The sequence below is a fragment of the Geodermatophilus sp. SYSU D00766 genome (assembly GCF_054049915.1).
On sequence record NZ_JBJGYI010000027.1, the window covers coordinates 1 to 18,612 of the forward strand.

At 76.0% G+C, this 18,612-nt stretch carries 17 protein-coding genes; 9 read left to right on the forward strand and 8 right to left on the reverse strand.

Translation table 11 applies throughout. The annotated features are described in order from the left end of the window. Positions 1-306: 306 nt before the first annotated feature. Both ACI8AD_RS17620 and ACI8AD_RS17625 read right to left on the reverse strand, forming a co-directional pair. Entirely contained in the window at positions 307-2,394 is a 2,088-nt protein-coding gene (locus ACI8AD_RS17620) for a 3-hydroxyacyl-CoA dehydrogenase NAD-binding domain-containing protein (protein ID WP_456871820.1), read from the reverse strand. Next, positions 2,391-3,596, reverse strand: coding sequence for a thiolase family protein (locus ACI8AD_RS17625; protein WP_456871821.1), 1,206 nt, complete (start codon positions 3,594-3,596; stop codon positions 2,391-2,393). The genes ACI8AD_RS17620 and ACI8AD_RS17625 overlap by 4 nt, the downstream gene beginning before the upstream one ends. A 246-nt stretch (positions 3,597-3,842) precedes the next feature. Between ACI8AD_RS17625 and ACI8AD_RS17630 the strand changes: the two genes are divergently transcribed. The 3 genes from ACI8AD_RS17630 to ACI8AD_RS17640 all read left to right on the forward strand — a co-directional run bounded on the left by ACI8AD_RS17630 (position 3,843) and on the right by ACI8AD_RS17640 (position 7,139). Next, a complete protein-coding gene (locus ACI8AD_RS17630; RefSeq protein WP_456871822.1) occupies positions 3,843-4,952 on the forward strand; it encodes a sugar ABC transporter substrate-binding protein in 1,110 nt (369 codons plus the stop codon). Positions 4,953-5,042: 90 nt separating this feature from the next. Beyond that, positions 5,043-5,849, forward strand: a complete 807-nt coding sequence (locus ACI8AD_RS17635) for an ATP-binding cassette domain-containing protein (RefSeq protein ID WP_456871823.1) — start codon at positions 5,043-5,045, stop codon at positions 5,847-5,849. Between the two features lie 3 nt (positions 5,850-5,852). Then, positions 5,853-7,139 (forward strand): sugar ABC transporter permease, encoded by a 1,287-nt coding sequence (locus ACI8AD_RS17640; RefSeq protein WP_456871824.1) that lies wholly within the window; start codon positions 5,853-5,855, stop codon positions 7,137-7,139. A gap of 134 nt (positions 7,140-7,273) precedes the next feature. Here the strand turns inward: ACI8AD_RS17640 and ACI8AD_RS17645 are convergent, their stop codons facing one another. Next, a complete protein-coding gene (locus tag ACI8AD_RS17645; RefSeq protein WP_456871825.1) occupies positions 7,274-8,461 on the reverse strand; it encodes an HRDC domain-containing protein in 1,188 nt (395 codons plus the stop codon). A 178-nt stretch (positions 8,462-8,639) separates the two neighbouring features. Next, the gene (locus ACI8AD_RS17650; protein WP_456871826.1) at positions 8,640-9,269 is read right to left on the reverse strand and encodes a DUF3000 domain-containing protein; all 630 of its coding nucleotides are present in this window, start codon (positions 9,267-9,269) and stop codon (positions 8,640-8,642) included. Positions 9,270-9,405: 136 nt separating this feature from the next. On the opposite strand from ACI8AD_RS17650, the gene hemE reads away from it, so the two are divergent. The 4 genes from hemE to hemQ are packed head-to-tail and all read left to right on the forward strand — an operon-like array spanning position 9,406 to position 13,029. Next, the gene (gene hemE, locus ACI8AD_RS17655) at positions 9,406-10,461 is read left to right on the forward strand and encodes a uroporphyrinogen decarboxylase (RefSeq protein ID WP_456871827.1); all 1,056 of its coding nucleotides are present in this window, start codon (positions 9,406-9,408) and stop codon (positions 10,459-10,461) included. Then, positions 10,458-11,825 carry a protoporphyrinogen oxidase gene (hemG, locus tag ACI8AD_RS17660; RefSeq protein ID WP_456871828.1) on the forward strand — a complete coding sequence of 456 codons (1,368 nt, stop codon included), beginning with the start codon at positions 10,458-10,460 and terminating at the stop codon, positions 11,823-11,825. The genes hemE and hemG overlap by 4 nt, the downstream gene beginning before the upstream one ends. Before the next feature lie 17 nt (positions 11,826-11,842). Continuing rightward, positions 11,843-12,316, forward strand: a complete 474-nt coding sequence (locus ACI8AD_RS17665) for a hypothetical protein (protein ID WP_456871829.1) — start codon at positions 11,843-11,845, stop codon at positions 12,314-12,316. Next, entirely contained in the window at positions 12,313-13,029 is a 717-nt protein-coding gene (gene hemQ / locus ACI8AD_RS17670) for a hydrogen peroxide-dependent heme synthase (RefSeq protein WP_456871830.1), read from the forward strand. The genes ACI8AD_RS17665 and hemQ overlap by 4 nt, the downstream gene beginning before the upstream one ends. Before the next feature lie 167 nt (positions 13,030-13,196). Here hemQ and msrB read toward each other — a convergent pair whose 3' ends face one another. The 3 genes from msrB to ACI8AD_RS17685 are packed head-to-tail and all read right to left on the reverse strand — an operon-like array spanning position 13,197 to position 16,871. Then, complete coding sequence (msrB, locus tag ACI8AD_RS17675) at positions 13,197-14,072, reverse strand: peptide-methionine (R)-S-oxide reductase MsrB (RefSeq protein WP_456871831.1); 876 nt, start codon at positions 14,070-14,072, stop codon at positions 13,197-13,199. Beyond that, complete coding sequence (locus ACI8AD_RS17680) at positions 14,069-14,725, reverse strand: response regulator (RefSeq protein ID WP_456871832.1); 657 nt, start codon at positions 14,723-14,725, stop codon at positions 14,069-14,071. The genes msrB and ACI8AD_RS17680 overlap by 4 nt, the downstream gene beginning before the upstream one ends. After that, positions 14,709-16,871, reverse strand: coding sequence for a histidine kinase (locus tag ACI8AD_RS17685; protein WP_456871833.1), 2,163 nt, complete (start codon positions 16,869-16,871; stop codon positions 14,709-14,711). Before ACI8AD_RS17685 ends, ACI8AD_RS17680 begins: the two co-directional genes overlap by 17 nt. Positions 16,872-17,049: 178 nt before the next feature. Between ACI8AD_RS17685 and ACI8AD_RS17690 the strand changes: the two genes are divergently transcribed. Further along, a complete protein-coding gene (locus tag ACI8AD_RS17690) occupies positions 17,050-17,700 on the forward strand; it encodes a hypothetical protein (protein ID WP_456871834.1) in 651 nt (216 codons plus the stop codon). A 139-nt stretch (positions 17,701-17,839) separates the two neighbouring features. Then, a complete protein-coding gene (locus ACI8AD_RS17695) occupies positions 17,840-18,331 on the forward strand; it encodes a hypothetical protein (RefSeq protein WP_456871835.1) in 492 nt (163 codons plus the stop codon). Positions 18,332-18,397: 66 nt separating this feature from the next. Here ACI8AD_RS17695 and ACI8AD_RS17700 read toward each other — a convergent pair whose 3' ends face one another. Then, entirely contained in the window at positions 18,398-18,601 is a 204-nt protein-coding gene (locus ACI8AD_RS17700; protein ID WP_012948038.1) for a cold-shock protein, read from the reverse strand. Between the last annotated feature and the right edge of the window lie 11 nt (positions 18,602-18,612).

Genomic DNA, 18,612 nt, shown 5'->3' on the forward strand with positions numbered 1-18,612 from the left:
GGGGGGGGGGGGGGGGGGGGGGCGCCAGGTGGGGGGGGGCGGGGCCCCGCCGCGAGGGGGGGGGGGGGGGGGGGGGGGGGGGGGGGGGGGGGGGGGGGGGGGCCCCCCCCCCCCCGCGGAGGTGAGCCAGGACGGCCCCTTCGACGACGGCCCCTTCGACGACGGCCCCTTCGACGACGGCCCCTTCAACAACGGGCCCTCGACGACGGCCCCCTCGACCACGGCCCCCTCGACGACGACGGCCCGGGCCCCCACGCGGGGACCCGGGCCGTCGTCGTCCGTGCACGTCCCGGGACGTGCGCGGGGTCAGGCGGGGAGCGAGGCCACCCCGCGCGGCAGGAACCGCCGGCCGGTCACCCGCTCGGAGACGCCGGTGCGGTCGAGGTGGGCGGAGATCCCGCCCAGCCAGAACGGCCAGCCCGCGCCCAGCAGCATGCACAGGTCGACGTCCTGCACGGCCTGGACGACGCCCTCGTCGAGCATCAGCCCGATCTCCTGCGCCAGGGCCTCGACGGCGCGGTCGCGCACCTGCTCCTCGCTCAGCGGCGAGTCGCCCGCGTCGATGCCCTCGAGCTCGGGGTCGACGACGCCGGGCTCGGAGTACACCGACGTCTTGCCCAGCTCGACCATCCGCCGCAGCCCCTCGCCGACGGCGAACCGGTCGGGGAAGGCCTCGTGCATCCGCTCGGCCACGTGCAGCGCCACCGGCGGGCCGACCAGCGTGAGCAGCTCGAACGGCGTCATCGGCAGGCCCAGCGGGTCCAGCGCCCGGTCGGCCACGGCCACCGGCGTGCCCTGCTCGACGGCGGCGGTGACCTCGCCGAGGAAGCGGGTGAGCAGCCGGTTGACCACGAACGCCGGGGCGTCGGCGACCAGCACGAAGCTCTTCTTCAGTGCCTTGCCCACGGCGAACGCGGTGGCCAGCGTGGCGTCGTCGGTCTGCTCGGCGCGCACCACCTCCAGCAGCGGCAGCACCGCCACGGGGTTGAAGAAGTGCAGGCCCACCACCCGCTCGGGGTGCTCGAGCTTGGAGGCCATCTCGGTCACCGACAGCGCCGAGGTGTTGGTGGCCAGCACGCACTCGGCGGAGACGACGGCCTCCACCTCGGCGAACACCTGCTGCTTGACCGACATCTCCTCGAACACGGCCTCGATCACGAGGTCGGCGTCGGCGAACGCCGCCTTGTCCAGCGACCCGCCGACCAGGCCGGTGAGCCGGTTGAGCCGGTCGGCCGACAGCCGGCCGCGGGCGGCGAGCTGCTCCAGCTCCCCGCGCACATAGCCCACGCCCTTGTCGACGCGCGCCTGGTCGACGTCGGTGAGGACCACCGGGACCTCCAGCTGCCGCACGAGCAGCAGCGCCAGCTGGGAGGCCATGAGGCCCGCGCCGACGACGCCGACCTTGGTGACCTTGCGGGCCAGGCCCTTGTCGGGCGCGCCGGCCGGCCGCTTGGCCCGCTTGTTGACGAGGTCGAACGAGTACAGCGAGGCGCGCAGCTCGTCGCTCATCAGCAGGTCGGTGAGCGCCTCGTCCTCGGCCGCGGTGCCGGCGGTGAACGCCTCGCCGTCGACGCCGTGGCGGGCGAGGTCGAGCAGCTCGACGGCGCGCAGCGCACCCGGGGAGGCGTTGCGGGTGCGGGCGGCCACGATGCCGCGGGCGCGCCCGATCGCGGCGTCCCAGGCCGAGCGGTCGACCTCGGGGCGGGACACGACGACGTCGCCGTCGAGCACGCCGGCGGCCCACTCCAGCGACCGCTCGAGGAAGTCGGCTGGCTCGAGGACGGCGTCGGCGATGCCCAGCGCCGCCGCCTTCGGGGCCGGCGTCATCCTGTTCTGCGCCAGCGCGTTCTCGACGACCACCGTGACGGCGGCGTCGATGCCGATCAGGTCCGGCAGCAGCTGGGTGCCGCCCCAGCCGGGCACCAGGCCGAGGAACACCTCGGGGAAGGCCACCAGCGCCGTCGAGGCGATCGTGCGGTGGTGGCAGTGCAGCGCCAGCTCCAGGCCGCCGCCGAGGGCGACGCCGTTGACGAAGGCGAACGTCGGGACCGCCGAGTCCTTCAGCCTGCGGAACACCCGGTGCCCGGTCCGCGCCGTCTCCCGCGCCTGGTCGGCGGAGGTGACCGCCGGGACGCCGGAGAGGTCGGCACCGACGGCGAAGACGAACGGCTTGCCCGTGACGGCGATCGCCGCCGGCGCCGGGGTGTGCGCCTCGATCTCGTCGAGCGCGGCGTCCAGCGCCGCCAGGCCACCGGGGCCGAAGGTGGACGGGCGGGTGTGGTCGTGCCCGTTGTCGAGCGTGACGAGGGCGATCTCGCCGGCCAGGCCGGGCACGCGCAGGTACTGCACGTGCGCCTGCGTCACGACCTCGTTCGCGAAGACGGCGGTGGTCACTTGCTGACACCCTCCCAGTTCGGGTTCTCCCAGATGACGCTGGCGCCCATGCCGAGGCCCACGCACATGGCGGTCAGGCCGTAGCGGACGTCGGGCCGCTCGGCGAACTGCCGCGACAGCTGAGTCATGAGCCGCACGCCGGAGGAGGCCAGCGGGTGGCCGACGGCGATCGCGCCGCCCCACGGGTTGACCCGCGGGTCGTCGTCGGCGATGCCGAAGTGGTCGAGGAAGGCCAGCACCTGGACGGCGAAGGCCTCGTTGAGCTCGAAGAGGCCGATGTCGCCGATGGTCAGGCCGGTGCGGGCCAGCGCGCGCTCGGTCGAGGGGACCGGCCCGACGCCCATGACCTCGGGCTCGACGCCGGCGAAGCCGTAGCCGACCAGCCGCATGCCGGCCGTGAGGCCCAGCTCCCGGGCGACCTCCTCGGCGGCGAGGATGCAGCCGGTGGCGCCGTCGTTGAGGCCCGCGGCGTTGCCGGCGGTCACGTGCCCGTGCGGGCGGAACGGCGTCCGCAGCGTGGCCAGCCCCTCGAGGGTGGTGCCCGGCCGCGGCGGCTCGTCGGCGGTGGCCAGGCCCCAGCCGTGCTCGGCCGAGCGGGTCGCCACGGTCACCAGCTCCGGGCCGATCTGGCCGTTGGCCACGGCCTTGGCGTAGCGCTGCTGGCTGGCCAGCGCGAAGGCGTCGGCGCGCTCCCGGGTCAGGTGCGGGAAGCGGTCGTGCAGGTTCTCCGCGGTGGAGCCCATGACCAGCGCCGAGCCGTCGACGAGCTTCTCGCTGAAGAACCGAGGGTTGGGGTCGGCGCCCTCGCCCATGGGGTGGCGGCCCATGTGCTCCACGCCGCCGGCGATGGCGACGTCGTAGGCGCCGAAGGCGATGCCGCTCGCGGTGGTGGTGACGGCGGTCATCGCGCCGGCGCACATGCGGTCGATCGCGTAGCCGGGCACCGTCTTCGGCAGCCCGGCCAGCAGCGCGGCGGTCCGGCCGATGGTCAGCCCCTGGTCGCCGACCTGGGTGGTGGCGGCGATGGCCACCTCGTCGACGCGCTCGGCCGGCAGCGCCGGGTTGCGGCGCAGCAGCTCACGGATGACGCGGACGACGAGGTCGTCGGCGCGCGTCTCGGCGTAGAGACCCTTCGGGCCGGCCTTGCCGAAGGGGGTGCGCACGCCGTCGACGAAGACGACCTCGCGCAGCGAGCGGGACATGGGACCTCCGCAGCGGGAACGGGAACCGGCCCGGAGAGGGGCGCGGCACCGATGAAGTTACCCGCCGGTAACCGCGTGGCCAAGCACGGCCGACCCCTCCGGGTCGGGCGTGCCGGCGGGCCTCCCGTGCGTCCCGGGAGGGTCACGGTCCGGCAACGTGCCGGACGCACTCTTGCGACGGGTGTGACGGAGAGCGCATATTGGCCGCCGCACTTCTGTAGATTCCCGACGGAACGGTGGAGATCCATGGCGCGACGGCGCACCCTCATGACGGCCCTCGCGGCCTCCCTCGTCTTCAGCCTGGCCGCCTGCGGCAGCGACAGCGGCGGCGGTGACTCCGGCGACGGCGGTGGCGGCGGCGGTGGCGGCGACTCCGCCGGCCGGGTCGGCGTGATCCTCCCCGACACCGAGTCCTCGGTGCGCTGGGAGAACTTCGACCGCCCCTACCTCGAGGCGGCCTTCGAGGAGGCCGGTGTCGACTACGACATCCAGAACGCCGAGGGCGACGCCCAGCGGCAGGCGACCATCGCCGAGCAGATGATCACCGAGGGCGCCACCGTCCTCGCGATCGTCAACCTCGACTCGGCCTCGGGCGCGCAGATCCAGGAGCAGGCGTCCGCCGAGGGCGTCGCCACCATCGACTACGACCGGCTCACCCTGGGCGGCACGGCGGAGTACTACGTCTCCTTCGACAACACCGAGGTCGGCCGGCTGCAGGGCCAGGGCCTGCAGCAGTGCCTCGAGGCCAACGGCGTCACGCAGGGCAACATCGCGTTCGTCAACGGCTCGCCCGACGACAACAACGCGACGCTGTTCTCCTCCGGCGCGCACGAGGTCCTCGACCCGCTGACGCAGTACACGCAGGTCGCTGAGCAGGCCGTGCCCGACTGGGACAACCAGGAGGCGGCGACGATCTTCGAGCAGATGTACACCCAGAACAACGGCAACATCCAGGGTGTGCTCGCCGCCAACGACGGCCTGGCGAACTCGGTGATCCAGATCCTCGAGCGCAACAACGCCGCCGGCCAGTCCAACGTGACCGGCCAGGACGCCTCCGTGGAGGGCCTGCAGAACATCCTCGCCGGCAACCAGTGCATGACGGTCTACAAGTCCGTCCGCGAGGAGGCCAGCGCGCTGGCCGACCTCGCCGTCGCGCTGATCAACGGCGAGGAGGCCGAGACCACCGGCACCGTCGAGGACCCCGAGGGCGGCCGCGAGGTCCCGTCGATCCTGCTCACGCCGGTCTCGATCTTCCGGGACAACGTCAACGACGTCGTCGAGGACGACTTCGTGAGCGCCGAGGAGCTGTGCACCGGCGACTTCGCCGCCGCGTGCCAGGAGCTCGGGATCGAGTAGTGGCCAGCAGCCGCCGGGGCGTCGATGATGGGCGCCCCGGCGGCTGCTCCACCGCTGCACCCGCCCACCCGCGCGACCGAGAGGCCCGGCGTGTCCGCACCCACCGACCGTCCCGAGGACGGCACCCCCACCCTGGAGCTCCGCGGCGTCAACAAGAGCTTCGGCGCGATCCAGGTCCTGCACGACGTGCACCTGAAGGTCTACCCCGGCCAGGTCACCGCGCTGGTCGGCGACAACGGCGCGGGCAAGAGCACGCTCATCAAGTCGATCGCCGGCATCCACGCCATCGACTCCGGCGAGGTGCTCTTCGAGGGCCGGTCGGTCACGATCGGCGGCCCGCGCGACGCCGCGGCGCTCGGCATCGAGATCGTCTACCAGGACCTCGCGCTCGCCGACAACCTCGACGTCGTCCAGAACATGTTCCTCGGCCGCGAGCGCAAGAACGGCTTCGTCCTCGACGAGTCGTCCATGGAGCAGGCCGCCCGGGACACCCTCGCCCGGCTCTCCGTGCGCACGCTGAAGTCGGTGCGCCAGCTGGTCTCCAGCCTCTCCGGTGGCCAGCGCCAGACGGTCGCGATCGCCAAGGCCGTGCTGTGGGAGTCCAAGCTGGTGGTCCTCGACGAGCCGACCGCCGCCCTCGGTGTCGCGCAGACCCGCCAGGTGCTCGACCTGGTCCGCCGGCTGGCCGACACCGGCCACGCGGTGGTCTTCATCAGCCACAACATGGTCGACGTCTTCGAGGTGGCCGACCGGGTCGCGGCCCTGTACCTGGGCCGGATGGCGGCCGACATCCCCATCTCCCAGGTCGACCGGCCCCAGGTCATCGAGCTCATCACCGCTGGCCGGTCGGGGAACCTGGGCATCGCGCCCGCCGACGTCGCGGCTGTGGAGGTCTGAACCATGTCCAGCACCATCTCCAAGCCCACCAGCGCGCAGGAGCCCGGCGGCGCCCCGTCGGGTTTCGAGGCCGACCGCTCCGCGGACTCCCTCGGCGCGGCGGCCCGCGCCTACGTCGACCGTGTCCGGGGCGGTGACCTGGGGGCGCTGCCGGCCGTCCTCGGCATCGTCGCGCTGGGCCTGCTGTTCTTCGTGCTGCGGCCCGAGACGTTCCTGACCCCGCGCAACATGGCCAACCTGGCCGACCAGGCGGCGCCGATCATCATCCTGGCGATGGGGCTGGTCTTCGTCCTGCTGCTGGGCGAGATCGACCTGTCCGCCGGTGTGGTCAGCGGCGTCTGCGCCGCGGTCATGGCCAAGCTGCTCGCCGACACCGGCGCGCCCTGGTGGGTCGCGGTGCTCGCGGCCATCGCCACCGGCGTGGTCATCGGTCTGTTCACCGGCAGCCTCGTCGGCCTGGTCGGCATCCCGTCGTTCGTGGTCACACTCGCGCTCTTCCTCGGCTGGCAGGGCTTCACGCTGCGGCTCATCGGCGAGGGCGGCACCGTGCCGGTGCGCGACCCGGTCATCTCGGCGATCAGCGACAAGAACCTGCCGGTCGTCCTCGGCTGGGTCCTCGCCGTGGTGGTCATCGCCCTGTACGCCGCGCTGCAGCTCAACCGGTTCCGCGTGCAGAAGGCCAAGGGGCTCGCGCACGCCCCGCTGGCGGTGGTGCTCGTGCGGATCGCGGTCATCGCCGCCGTCGTCGTCGTGGTCACGGCCGTGCTCAGCGTCGACCGGGCCCCGGCGCCCGGCGTGGTGCTCGCCGGCATCCCGTACGCCATCCCGCTCGTGGTCGTCCTGCTGCTGTTCCTGACCTTCGTGCTCGGCCGCACCGGCTTCGGCCGGCACGTCTACGCCGTCGGCGGCAACGCCGAGGCGTCCCGGCGGGCCGGCATCAACGTCACCCGGATCCGGGTGGCGGTGTTCGTCATCGGCTCGACCCTGGCGGCGATCAGCGGGATCGTCGCCGCCGCCCGGCTCGGCTCGGTGGCGCCCGGCTCCGGCGGTGGCAACACGCTGCTCTACGCCGTCGGCGCCGCGGTCATCGGTGGCACCAGCCTCTTCGGCGGCCGCGGACGGGTGCGCGACGCCGTCCTCGGTGGCCTGGTGGTGGCGATCATCGCCAACGGGCTCGGCCTGCTCGGCACCGAGGCGTACCTGAACTTCATCATCACCGGTGGGGTGCTGCTGCTCGCCGCCTCGGTCGACGCGCTGGCCCGGAGGAGGGCCGCCGCCACGGGCCATTGACGAAGGACCTCCCTGCCCCCCACGCCTCGCTCCGCTCGGCGCGGGCCCCTGCAGGGAGGCCGTTCCAGCACCTCACCACGAGGGCCCGCCGTCCGATCCGGACGGCGGGCCCTCGCCGTCGGTGGGGATTCCGCTCAGGCGCGGTTGACGGCGTCGGTCAGCAGGTCGCGGGTGAGCTCGACCTGCCACTCGCGCGCACCCCCGGCGCGCAGCGTCGCGGCGACCGTCGCGGGGTCGCGCGGCTCCGGCGGCGTCCACGCCAGCCGGCGGACCAGGTCGGGGGAGAGCAGGTTCTCCACGGGCAGGTCGTGCTTCGCGGCGAGCTCGGCCAGTCCGGCGCGGGCCGCCTGCAGGCGGGTGGCCGCGGCCGGGTCGCGGTCGGCCCACCGGCTCACCGGCGGCGGTCCGTCGCCGGGGCGGCTGTGCAGCGGCAGCTCCGACTCGGGCAGCGCGCGGCCGCGGGCGAGCGCACCGAACCAGGTGCCCACCAGCCGGCGGTTGGCCCGGCCGCGGAACACCGGCAGCTCGAGCAGCGCCGCCTCGGTCTGCGGGTCGGCCTGCACGGCGGAGACCATCGCGGCGTCGGGCAGCACCCGGCCCGGGGCGATGTCGCGCCGGCGGGCGAGGTCGTCGCGGGCCTCCCACAGCGAGCGCAGCATGCCCAGCTGCCGGCGGTTGCGCAGCCCGTGCACGCCGGAGGTGCGCCGCCACGGGTCCTGCCGGGGCGCCGGCGGCCCGGCGGCGAGGACCGCCGCGAACTCCTGCCGTGCCCACTCCGTCTTGCCCTGCTCCGCCAGCAGGGCGGCGAGCGCGTCGCGGAGGTCGACGAGCACCTCGACGTCGAGCGCGGCGTAGACCAGCCACTCCTCCGGCAGCGGGCGGGTGCTCCAGTCGGCGGCGGAGTGGCCCTTGACCAGCGAGTACCCCAGCAGCGACTCCACGACGGCGGCCAGGCCCACCCGCGGCAGCCCGGCGAGGCGCGCGGCGAGCTCGGTGTCGAAGACCCGCGCGGGCACCAGCCCGATCTCGGCGAGGCAGGGGAGGTCCTGGCTGGCCGCGTGCAGCACCCACTCCTCGTCGCCGATGGCGGCCTGGACCCCGGAGAGGTCGTCCAGCGGGACGGGGTCGACCAGGCCGGTGCCGGCGCCGGCGCGGCGCAGCTGCACCAGGTAGGCGCGCTGGCCGTAGCGGTAGCCCGAGGCGCGCTCGGCGTCGACGGCGACCGGGCCGGTGCCCGCGCGCAGGGCCGCGGCGTACTCGGCCAGCGCCGCCGGGGTGTCGATGACCGGCGGCAGGCCGTCGCGGGGGGCGAGCAGCGGCACCGGGGCGGGGGCGTCGGCCGCCGGTGCGTCGTCGGCCGGGGTGGGGTCGTCGGCCGGTGCGGGGTCGGGCAGGGGCTGGGTGCTCAGTTGCCGTCCACCTTCTCGCCCGTCTCGTCCGTGCGCCCGCCCTGGTCGCCCCCGGTGCGGACCGGGGAGTGCCGGACTCCCCGGTCCGATGCTAGTTGCCGTCGTCGGCGGAGCCGGAGGGACCCAGCAGGGAGACCCCGGGCGGGGGGAGCCCCGCCGCGGTGCCGATGACCTCCAGCCAGGCGTCGAGGTGCCGGTCGAGGGCGGTGTCCGTGGCGGTCCAGGAGGCCCGGATCTCGACGTCGACGGTGTGCTCCGGGCCGGCCAGGTCGCCGAAGCGGGTGGAGGCGGTGCGGGTGACCGTCCCGCCGAGGGCCTGCGCCGCGGCACCGGAGCCGGCCAGCGCCTCGGTCAGCCAGCTCCACGCGACCTCGGAGAACATCGCGTCGTCGACCATGTGCTCGTCGGTGCTGGCCGACAGGTACCCGACGCAGCGGGTGGTGCCGTGCCAGGCCTCGTGACCGGCGGGGTCGTGGAGCACGATGAACCGGCCGACGGCGAGCTCGACCTCGTCGTCGCCCTCGCCCTCGGTCACCCGCACACCCAGCGCGTGGACGAACGGCGCGAGCCGCTGCGGGGCGGGGATGGGCTCGACGACGATCTCCGGGCGGACGCGCAGCGCGGTGAGTGCGGCGACGCCGGCGACGAAGTCGGCGGGAGGGTCCGTGGCCGCGCGTGCACCGGCACCCTCCCGGGGACCGGCCAGCTTGCGAGGCTCCACGCTCGCAGGGTAGGGCCCCGGGCCCGGTCTGTCTCGGACTCGCCGCAGGTCGGCGGCCCGGGACGGGCGGCGGGCCGGTCCCGGGCGCCGGGCGCTCCGGCACCGGGGCGCCCCGGGTCTGGGAGGATCGGCCGTCGTGAGCACCGCTGCCGCCCGCCCGACGTCCCCCGCCGACTCGGACCTCGTCCGTGCCGCGCGCGGCCTCCCGGTCGACCGGACGCCGGTGTGGTTCATGCGGCAGGCCGGCCGCTCGCTGCCGGAGTACCGCGCGCTGCGCGCCGGGACGGCGATGCTGGAGGCCTGCCAGGACCCCGACCTGGTCACCGAGATCACCCTGCAGCCGGTCCGCCGGCACGGCGTGGACGCCGCGATCCTCTTCTCCGACATCGTGCTGCCGCTGGTGGTGGCCGGGGTCGACATCGAGATCAAGCCCGGCGTCGGCCCGGTGGTGGCCGACCCGGTGCGCACGGTGGCCGACGTCGACGCGCTGCCCGACCTCGAGCCCGACCGGCTGGACTTCCTCGCGACGGCGGTGCGCCGGCTGGTCGCCGAGCTCGGGCCCACGCCGCTGATCGGCTTCGCCGGGGCGCCCTTCACGCTGGCCACCTACCTCATCGAGGGCGGCCCGTCGAAGGAGCACGCCCGCACCAAGGCGTTCATGTACGCCGAGCCCGAGGCATGGACCCGGCTGCTGGACCGGCTGGCGGTGTCCGCCGCGACGTTCCTGCGGGCGCAGGTCGACGCCGGCGCCTCGGCGGTGCAGCTGTTCGACTCCTGGGCCGGCGTGCTGTCCGCGGCCGACTACGGCACCCGCGTGCTGCCGCACTCCCGCGCCGTCTTCGACGGGCTCGGCGACCGCGACGTCCCGCGCGTCCACTTCGGCGTCGGCACCGGGGAGCTGCTGGCGCTGATCGGCGACGCGGGGGCCGACGTCGTCGGCGTCGACTGGCGGGTGCCGCTGGACGAGGCCGCGCGGCGGGTGGGCCCCCAGCGGTCGCTGCAGGGCAACCTCGACCCCGCCGTCCTGCTCGCCGACCGGGCCACCGTCGACCGCGAGGTGCGCCGCGTCGTCGAGCAGGGCCGCGCCGCCCGCGGGCACGTGTTCAACCTCGGCCACGGCGTGCTGCCCGACACCGACCCCGGCGTGCTCACCCACGTCGTCGACCTGGTGCACGAGCTGACCCGGCGATGAGCCGGCTGGTCGTCGTCGGCGCGGGGATCACCGGGCTCGCTGCGGCGTTCGCGTGGTCGCGGCAGCGCCCCGGTGACGAGGTCGTCGTCGTCGAGGCCGGCGGGCGGATCGGCGGCAAGGTCGACCGGGTCGAGCTGGCCGGCACCTGGTACGACACCGGCCCGGAGGCGGTGCTCGCCCGCGTCCCCGAGGCGCTCGAGCTGGTCGCCGAGCTCGGGCTGGCCGACCGGCTGGTCGCGCCGTCGACGACGCAGGCCTCGATCGTGCTGCCCGACGGCCGCCACCCGCTGCCGCCGGGCACCGTGCTCGGGGTGCCGACGTCGGCCGACGGGCTGGCCGGGGTGCTCACCCCCGACGGCGTCGCGCGGGTGCGGGCGGAGGCCGATCTGCCGCCGCTGCGCCTCGACGGCGACGTCTCGGTCGGGCGCCTGCTGCGCGAGCGGCTCGGCGACGAGGTGGTCGACCGGCTGGTCGAGCCGCTGCTGGGTGGGGTCTACGCCGGCCGGCCCGACGACCTGTCGCTGGCGGCGACCATGCCGGCGCTGGCCGCGCAGCTCGCCCGCACCGACAGCGTGCTCGCCGCGGCGGTGGCGGCCCGGGAGGCCGGCGCGCGCAGCCGCGGCGACGTCGACGGGCCGGTGTTCGTCACCGTCGCCGACGGGCTCGGGGCGCTGCCGCAGGCGCTGGCCGATGCCTCCGGTGCGCACGTGCGGCTGCGCACGCCCGCGCACGCGCTGCGCCGGGCGGGCGGGCGGCTGGAGGTCGCCGTCGGCCGGCTCGCGGCACCGGAGGTCATCGAGGCCGACGCCGTCGTCGTGACCTCGCCGGCGGGCAAGTCCGCCCGGCTGCTGGCCGGCGTCGCGCCCGGCGCGGTCGAGCCGTTGCGCGGCATCCCGTACGCCTCGATGGCGGTGGTGGCGATGGCCTTCCCGGCGCAGCCGGTCGATGCCGGGTCCGGGCTGCTGGTGCCGCCGGTGACCGGGCGGCTGGTCAAGGGCGTCACCGTGTCGTCGTCGAAGTGGCCGCACCTGTCCGGCGACGGCCTGGTGCGGGTGCGCGCGTCGGTGGGCCGCTACGGCGAGGAGGTGCAGCTGCAGCGCGACGACGACGACCTCACCGCCGCGGTGGTCGCCGACGTCGCCGACCTGCTCGACCTCGAGCGCCGGGAACCGGTGGAGACGCACCTGGCCCGCTGGGGCGGCGGGCTGCCGCAGTACCTGGTCGGGCACCCGCAGCGGGTGGTCGCCGTCCGGGACGCGGTGGCCGCGGTGCCCGGCCTGGCCGTGGCCGGGGCGGCCTACGACGGGGTCGGGGTGCCGGCGTGCATCCGCGGCGCCCGCCGGGCGGTCGAGGCGCTGGCCTGACCTGACAGGGTGTGCCGGTGACCGCCTCGATCCTCCTGCGGGCCGCCCTGCTCGGCACCGCCGCGGGTGGCCGCAGCTCCCTCGGCGTGGCCGCGCCCGCGCTCGCCGCCTCGCCCCGCGCGCCGGTGCGGTGGGCCGCGCTCGCCGCCGTCGGGGGGGAGCTGGTGGCCGACAAGCTGCCCACGACCCCGGACCGCACGATGCCGCCCAGCTTCGCCGTCCGGGTGCTCTCGGGAGCCGCCGGCGGGGTGCTGCTGGCGCGGCGCGCCGGCGGGACGGCGGTGCCGGCGGCGCTGGCCGGGGCGGCCGGTGCCACGGCGGGCACGCTGGGCGGGCTGCGCTGGCGGCGGGAGGCGGCGCCGCGCCTGGGGGCGCTGCCGGCGGCGCTGGCCGAGGACGCGCTGGTGCTGGCGTCCGCCGCCGCTGCGGTCCGCGCCACACCCCGCGCCCCGGCAGGGCCCCCGCCCACCGCGGGAGGATGGGGGGCATGAGCGAGCAGACGGAGACGAAGAGCACCGGCAAGCGGGCCAACGAGCTCAACGCCCTCATCCGCTACACGATGTGGTCGGTGTTCCGGCTCGCCCGGCCGCTCGCCGACGAGCAGCGCACCGCCGCCGCCGAGGAGGTCGCCGGGCTGTTCGAGGAGCTGGCGGGCAAGGGTGTCGTCGTCCGCGGGACCTACGACCTCGCCGGCCTGCGCGCCGATGCCGACCTGATGGTGTGGTGGCACGCGGAGTCCCCCGACGCGCTGCAGGAGGCCTACACCCGGCTGCGCCGCACCACGCTCGGCCGCGCGCTGGAGCCGGTCTGGTCGCAGATGGCGCTGCACCGCCCGGCGGAGTTCAACCGCAGCCACATCCCGGCGTTCCTCGCCGACGAGGAGCCGCGCCGCTACGTCTGCGTCTACCCGTTCGTGCGGTCCTACGAGTGGTACCTGCTGCCCGACGAGGAGCGGCGGGACATGCTCAAGGAGCACGGCATGCAGGCCCGGCCCTACCCCGACGTCCGCGCGAACACGGTCGCCTCGTTCGGGCTCGGCGACTACGAGTGGATGCTCGCCTTCGAGGCCGACGAGCTGCACCGCATCGTCGACCTCATGCGCGACCTGCGGGCCAGCCGCGCCCGCCGGCACGTGCGCGAGGAGATCCCCTTCTACACCGGCATGCGCAAGCCGGTCGCCGAGCTGGTGCGCGACCTGGCCTGATGCGGGGCCGCGCCACGATCAGGTGACCTGATCGTGGCGGGTCCTCCCGCACGGTCCACCGTGGGGGAGGACGCGCTGCGGTGGGGGAGGACGGCGCCGCGCGCCCCGACGCGACCGAGGGCGGCCACCCGATCCGGGTGACCGCCCTCGGGGCGTGCGGGGAGGGCTCAGCCCTCGGCGGGGACCAGCCGGATGGAGACCGAGTTGATGCAGTAGCGGTCGCCCGTCGGGGTCTGCGGGGCGTCGTCGAAGACGTGGCCGAGGTGGCTGTGGCAGCTGCCGCAGAGGACCTCGGTGCGGACCATGCCGTAGGTGCGGTCCTCGCGGAGCACCACGTTGTCCGACGACGACGGCTCGTAGAAGGACGGCCAGCCGCAGTGCGAGTCGAACTTGGTCTCCGAGCGGAACAGCTCGGCCCCGCACGCGCGGCAGGTGTAGACGCCGACGGTCTTGGTGTCGACGTACTCACCGGTGAACGGGCGCTCGGTGCCGGCCTGGCGCAGCACGGCGTACTCCTGCGGGGAGAGCTCGGCCCGCCACTCCTCGTCGGTCTTGGTCACCCTGGGCTGGGGAGTGGTCGTCATGCCTGGAGGAACAGGCCGGCCGACGGGCGGATTCCCCGGGCGCACGGCCGCGACCAGCCGGGCGAGCAGCCCCGAGGGGTCGTGCAGGACGACGAACCCGTCCTCGACGACCCGCGCCGTGCCGGCGTCGACCGGGTCGCACGCCCAGCTCTCCGGCACCAGCCCGACGTCGACCTCCAGCCCCCCGGGCAGCCGGAGGCGCCGCTCGAGCAGCGGCCCCCAGCGCCGCGTCCGCAGGTCGGCCGCCCCGGCACCGAGGAGGCCGGCCAGCCGGTCGGCGCCGCGGTAGCCGTCCCGGTCGCGGGTGACGACGACGAGGTCGACGTCGGAGTCCGGCCGCGCCGTCCCGCGGGCCCGCGACCCGGCGAGCCCGACGGCGACGACGTCCGGGCGGCCCGCGGCCCAGCCGGCCACCCGCCGCAGGACGCCGCGGACGTCGTCGGCGTCGTCGGCCGTCACCGCCCGAGGCCGGCCTCGCGGGCCCGCACGATCGCCTGCGCGCGGTCGGTGACCTGCAGCTTGGTCAGCACGTTGGAGACCACGTTGCGCACGGTCTTCGGCGACAGGTACAGCGCCGCGGCGATCTGCGCGTTGGACCGCCCCGCGGCGACCAGGTCGAGCACCTCCCGCTCGCGGGCGGTCAGCTGCGGGAACGCCGTCTCGGGACCGGCCGGCCCGGCGGTGAAGAAGTCGGCGATCCGGCGGGCCAGCGCCGCGCCGAACACCGCCCCGCCCGAGGCCACGGTGGTGATCGCGCGCACCACCTCCTCCTGGTCGGCGCCCTTGAGCAGGTAGCCGCGGGCGCCGGCGCGGACGGCGGCGAACACCGTGCCGTCGTCCTCGCTCATCGTCAGCACCACCACGCCCACCGACGGCGCCTCCGCGGCGATCCGCCGGGTGGCCTCGATGCCGTCGAGCACCGGCATCTGCACGTCCACCACCACGACGTCGGGCAGGTGCTCGCGGACCACCTCGACCGCTGCCGCGCCGTCGGCCGCGGTGCCGACCACCTCCAGCCCGGGCACCGAGCCCAGCAGCAGCGCCAGCCCGTCGCGGTAGACGGGGTGGTCGTCGGCGACGACCACCCGCACCGGCTCATCCGGTTCGCTCACCGGGGACCCCTCCCTCGCCGGGCAGCACCGCCCGCACCCGCGTGCCGCCCTCGGCCGGGCAGCTGACCGTGCAGTGTCCGCCCAGCTCGGCCGCTCGCTCGCGCAGCGACACGAGCCCCACCCCGGCGGCCCGGTCCGGCGCGATGCCGGTGCCGTCGTCGGCGACGGTGACCACGAGAGCGCCGTCGCCGTCGCGCTCCAGGGTCACGTCCACCCGGGAGGCCCGCGCGTGCCGGGCGGCGTTGGCCAGCGCCTCCGAGGCGATCCGGTAGGCGGCCACCTCCACCGCCGCGGGCAGGTCACCCACGCCGTCGGCAGTGACGGTCACCGGCACCCGCGGGGCGAGCAGCCGCTCGGCCTGCTGGCGCACCGCCCCGGCCAGACCGAGGTCGTCCAGGGCCGGCGGGCGCAGGTCGTGCACCAGCCGGCGGACGTCGGCCAGCGCGGCGGCGACGTCGTCGCGGGCCTGCCGGAGCAGCCGGTCGGCGTCCTCGGGCCGGGCGGCGGCGAGGTTGCGGGCGGTGTCGATGCGCAGCACCACCGCGCCCAGCGAGGGGCCGAGCCCGTCGTGCAGGTCGCGGCGCAGGCGACGGCGCTCCTCCTCGCGGGCGGTGACCAGCTGCTCCCGGCTGGCCTGCAGCTGGGCGGCGAGGGCGCCGGCCCGGGCCGCCGCCGCGGCCTGCCGGACGACGTCGGCGAGCAGCCGCTCGTCGCGGGTCACCAGCTGCGCGCGGACGCCGTCGCGGGGGAGCAGCAGCCGGCCGACCTGCTCGTCGCGGTAGGCGATCGGCAGGGAGCTGACGGCGGCCGGCCGGGTGCCGTGCTCGGCGACCAGCCGCCCACCGTCGGCGGAGTCGACCTCGACACCGACGTAGGGGCTGCGGAACGCCTCGGCGATGCCCGCGGCGACCGCCATGAGCTGCTCCTCGGCGCCGTCGGTGCGCTCCAGCCGCTCGGCCAGGCCGGAGACGACGCGGTAGGGGTCCTCGCGCTCGCCGAGCACCCACCGGCGGACCAGCCGCCACAGCGGTGAGCGCAGCGGGACGTAGACGCCGGCGACCAGCACCAGGGTGAGCAGCGTGGCGTCGCGCTCGCCGAAGGAGTCGCCCAGCAGCGCCCCGGCGGCGCCGAGGACGGCGAGGTCGAGGAGCACCACGCCCACGGCCAGGCCGCCGTACACCAGCGTGCCGCCGAGGAGGCGGTCGACGTCGACCGCCTGCGGCCGCAGGACGCCGACGGCGACCGCCGCCCCGGTCAGGGTGACGGCGAGGGAGAGCGCGATCGAGGCCTCGTCGCCGGGGAGGAAGAGGGTCGCGACCATGAGCAGCAGGTCGACGACGGCGGCCCACAGCAGCCAGCGCATCCGGCGGCGGCCGTCCCCGGAGGCCCGCCGGTACCGGGCGACGACGGCCGCGACCGGCACGACCACACCCAGGACGGCCACCGGGAACGCCACCCGCAGCAGCGGCAGCACGACCGCCTCCGGCAGCGGCAGGCTCGTGGGGTCGAGGTCGAGCGACCGGTAGACCTCCGGCACGCGGCTGCCGGTGCGGGCGTCGGCGATCTCCGAGGGGACGACGAGCAGCAGCGTCGGCAGCAGCGCCGTGGACACCAGGCTGAGCACCGCCACCGGGCGCCACCGCCCGGCCGGCAGCCGCCCGTCGGGGTAGAGGAGCAGCAGCAGGGGCAGGCCCAGCAGCAGCCAGGCGCCGAACCGCTGGACGAACCAGAACGACGCCGTCGCCCCGGGCAGCGGCGGGTCGGACTGCACGGCGAACACCAGCCAGGACTGCGCGACGCCGTCGAGCGCCCACAGCAGCCCGGTGCCGGCCACGACCCACGAGACGGCGTTGCGCGGGGCCCGGTGCAGCAGCAGCGCCGCGGGCACCGCCAGCCCCACGCCGGGCAGGCCGATCAGCCAGCCGGGACCGGCCTGCGCGGCGGTGCGCGCCGCCGCGGGGGTGAGTAGGTCGAGGACGGTGGCCCCGGCGAGCGAGGCCACGGTGACCGCGACGACCGCCCAGGCGGTGACCCGGACCGCGCGCGGCGTGCGCCCGGGGTCGTCGTCCACGGGGAACGCCGAGGCGGGCGGCGCTGCCCCGGCCGCCTCGGGCCCCGGACCGGCCACCACGCTCGCTGCCTGCACGCGCAGGATCCTCACCTGCCGCCGTCCCCGTCGTCACGGGTCGGCCGTCCCGTGTCACCCGGGACACCGGACGGGACCGGATCGGTGGGAGCGGGCCCTGGGCGCCCGGGACGCGTCCCCGCGACGGTTCTCCCGGAACGGCGCACAGGGCGCCGCGAGCCACGAACCGGGAGACGAGATGTCCCTGCACACCACCCCCGCACCCGCCCGGACCGACGCCCCCGCGGTGCCGGCCGGACCGGCGCCCCGCCCCGTCGCCTCCACCCGCTCGGTGCGCCGCGCCGGCATCGCGGTCGCCACCGGCTCGGCGGCCTGGGCCGCCGCCACCCTCGCCTTCGGCATCGACCCCGCGAGCCGCTGGCAGGACCTGACCTACGAGGTGACCGCGCTGCTGTTCCAGCTCGGCCTCCTCGCCCTGGTCTCCGTGCAGCTGCGCACCGGGGCGATCGGGACGGGCCGGCTCGCCCGGTTCTCCCTCCACCTCGAGCACGTGCTGCTCGGCCTGGCGATCCTGTCGACGCTCAGCTCGGCGTTCCTGCCGCAGCACGCCGAGGAGGGCTGGTACCTCGCCCTCGACGTCTTCTGGCCGCTGTCGATGGTCGGCATGTTCCTCATCGGCATCCGGATCGCGATCGCGGGCCGCTGGACCGGCGCCGCCCGCTGGTGGCCGATGGTGGCCGAGAGCTGGGCGCCGGTGAACATCCCGGTCGCGCAGATCGCGCCGGAGCTCATCGCCTACACCGCCGGTGGTCACCTGCTGGTCGGCTACGTCGCCCTCGGCGTCGTCCTGGCGCTGCGGCCGGAGCTGACCGGCGCCCGCGACGCCTGACGGAGGACTCCCGTGCCCCCACCGCTCGCAGGCTCGCGGCGGGACCCTGCACGCAGGCCGATCACCACCACACCGATGGCCCCGCCACCCCGTGCCCCCGGGTGGCGGGGCTCCGTCGCGTCCGGCGGAGACTGGGCCGGTGACCCCGCCCGACCGGCCGCTGCCCGACACGCCGCGGTCCGACACGCCGCTGCCCGACACCTGGTTCCGCCGCGACCTGCCCGTGCTGCGGGCGGTCGCGCGGCTCGTCGACGGGCCCGACCACGGCGGCAACCCCTACCTCGGCCAGGTGGTGCCGGCCAGCGGGCTGCCCAAGCCCGACGTGCTCGCCGCCGCCCGGGCGCTGGTCGCCGCCGGCTACGTCGAGGTGCTCACCACCTACTCCGGGGAGATCGTCCGCTTCACCGGGATCTCGCCGGAGGCCCGCCGCCTGGCCGGGCTCTGGCCGACGCCGCAGTCGGAGTGGGAGCGGCTGGTCGAGCAGCTCACCGCCCGGGCGGCCCACGCCCCGACCGACGTCGAGCGGGCCCGCTGGCGGGCGTTCGCCGACGCCGCGACCGCCGTGGGGCCCGACGACGGCGCGCTGCTCATGTCGGCGCTGATCGGCGGCTACGTGCCCCGCGCGCGCTGACCGGCCCGCACACGACAGCGCCCCCGCCCGGCGGAGCCGGACGGGGGCGCTGCGCTGATCAGGGGATCAGAGCGGGTTGACGTTCGCCGCCTGCGGGCCCTTCTGGCCCTGCTCGATGTCGAACGAGATCCGCTGGCCTTCGTCGAGCGAGCGGTACCCGCTGGTCTGGATGGCCGAGTAGTGGACGAACACGTCCGGCCCACCGCCGTCAGGGGTGGCGAAGCCGAACCCCTTCTCCGCGTTGAACCACTTGACAGTTCCTTCGGGCATTGCTCGCTCCT

What these genes read in the sequence shown, in the direction of transcription:
- ACI8AD_RS17630 (WP_456871822.1), top strand. Translation starts at nt 3,843, where the DNA reads ATGGCGCGACGGCGCACCCTCATGACGGCCCTCGCGGCCTCCCTCGTC.
- ACI8AD_RS17700 (WP_012948038.1), bottom strand. Translation starts at nt 18,601, where the DNA reads ATGCCCGAAGGAACTGTCAAGTGGTTCAACGCGGAGAAGGGGTTCGGC.
- ACI8AD_RS17690 (WP_456871834.1), top strand. Translation starts at nt 17,050, where the DNA reads ATGTCCCTGCACACCACCCCCGCACCCGCCCGGACCGACGCCCCCGCG.
- ACI8AD_RS17640 (WP_456871824.1), top strand. Translation starts at nt 5,853, where the DNA reads ATGTCCAGCACCATCTCCAAGCCCACCAGCGCGCAGGAGCCCGGCGGC.
- hemQ (WP_456871830.1), top strand. Translation starts at nt 12,313, where the DNA reads ATGAGCGAGCAGACGGAGACGAAGAGCACCGGCAAGCGGGCCAACGAG.
- hemG (WP_456871828.1), top strand. Translation starts at nt 10,458, where the DNA reads ATGAGCCGGCTGGTCGTCGTCGGCGCGGGGATCACCGGGCTCGCTGCG.
- ACI8AD_RS17625 (WP_456871821.1), bottom strand. Translation starts at nt 3,596, where the DNA reads ATGTCCCGCTCGCTGCGCGAGGTCGTCTTCGTCGACGGCGTGCGCACC.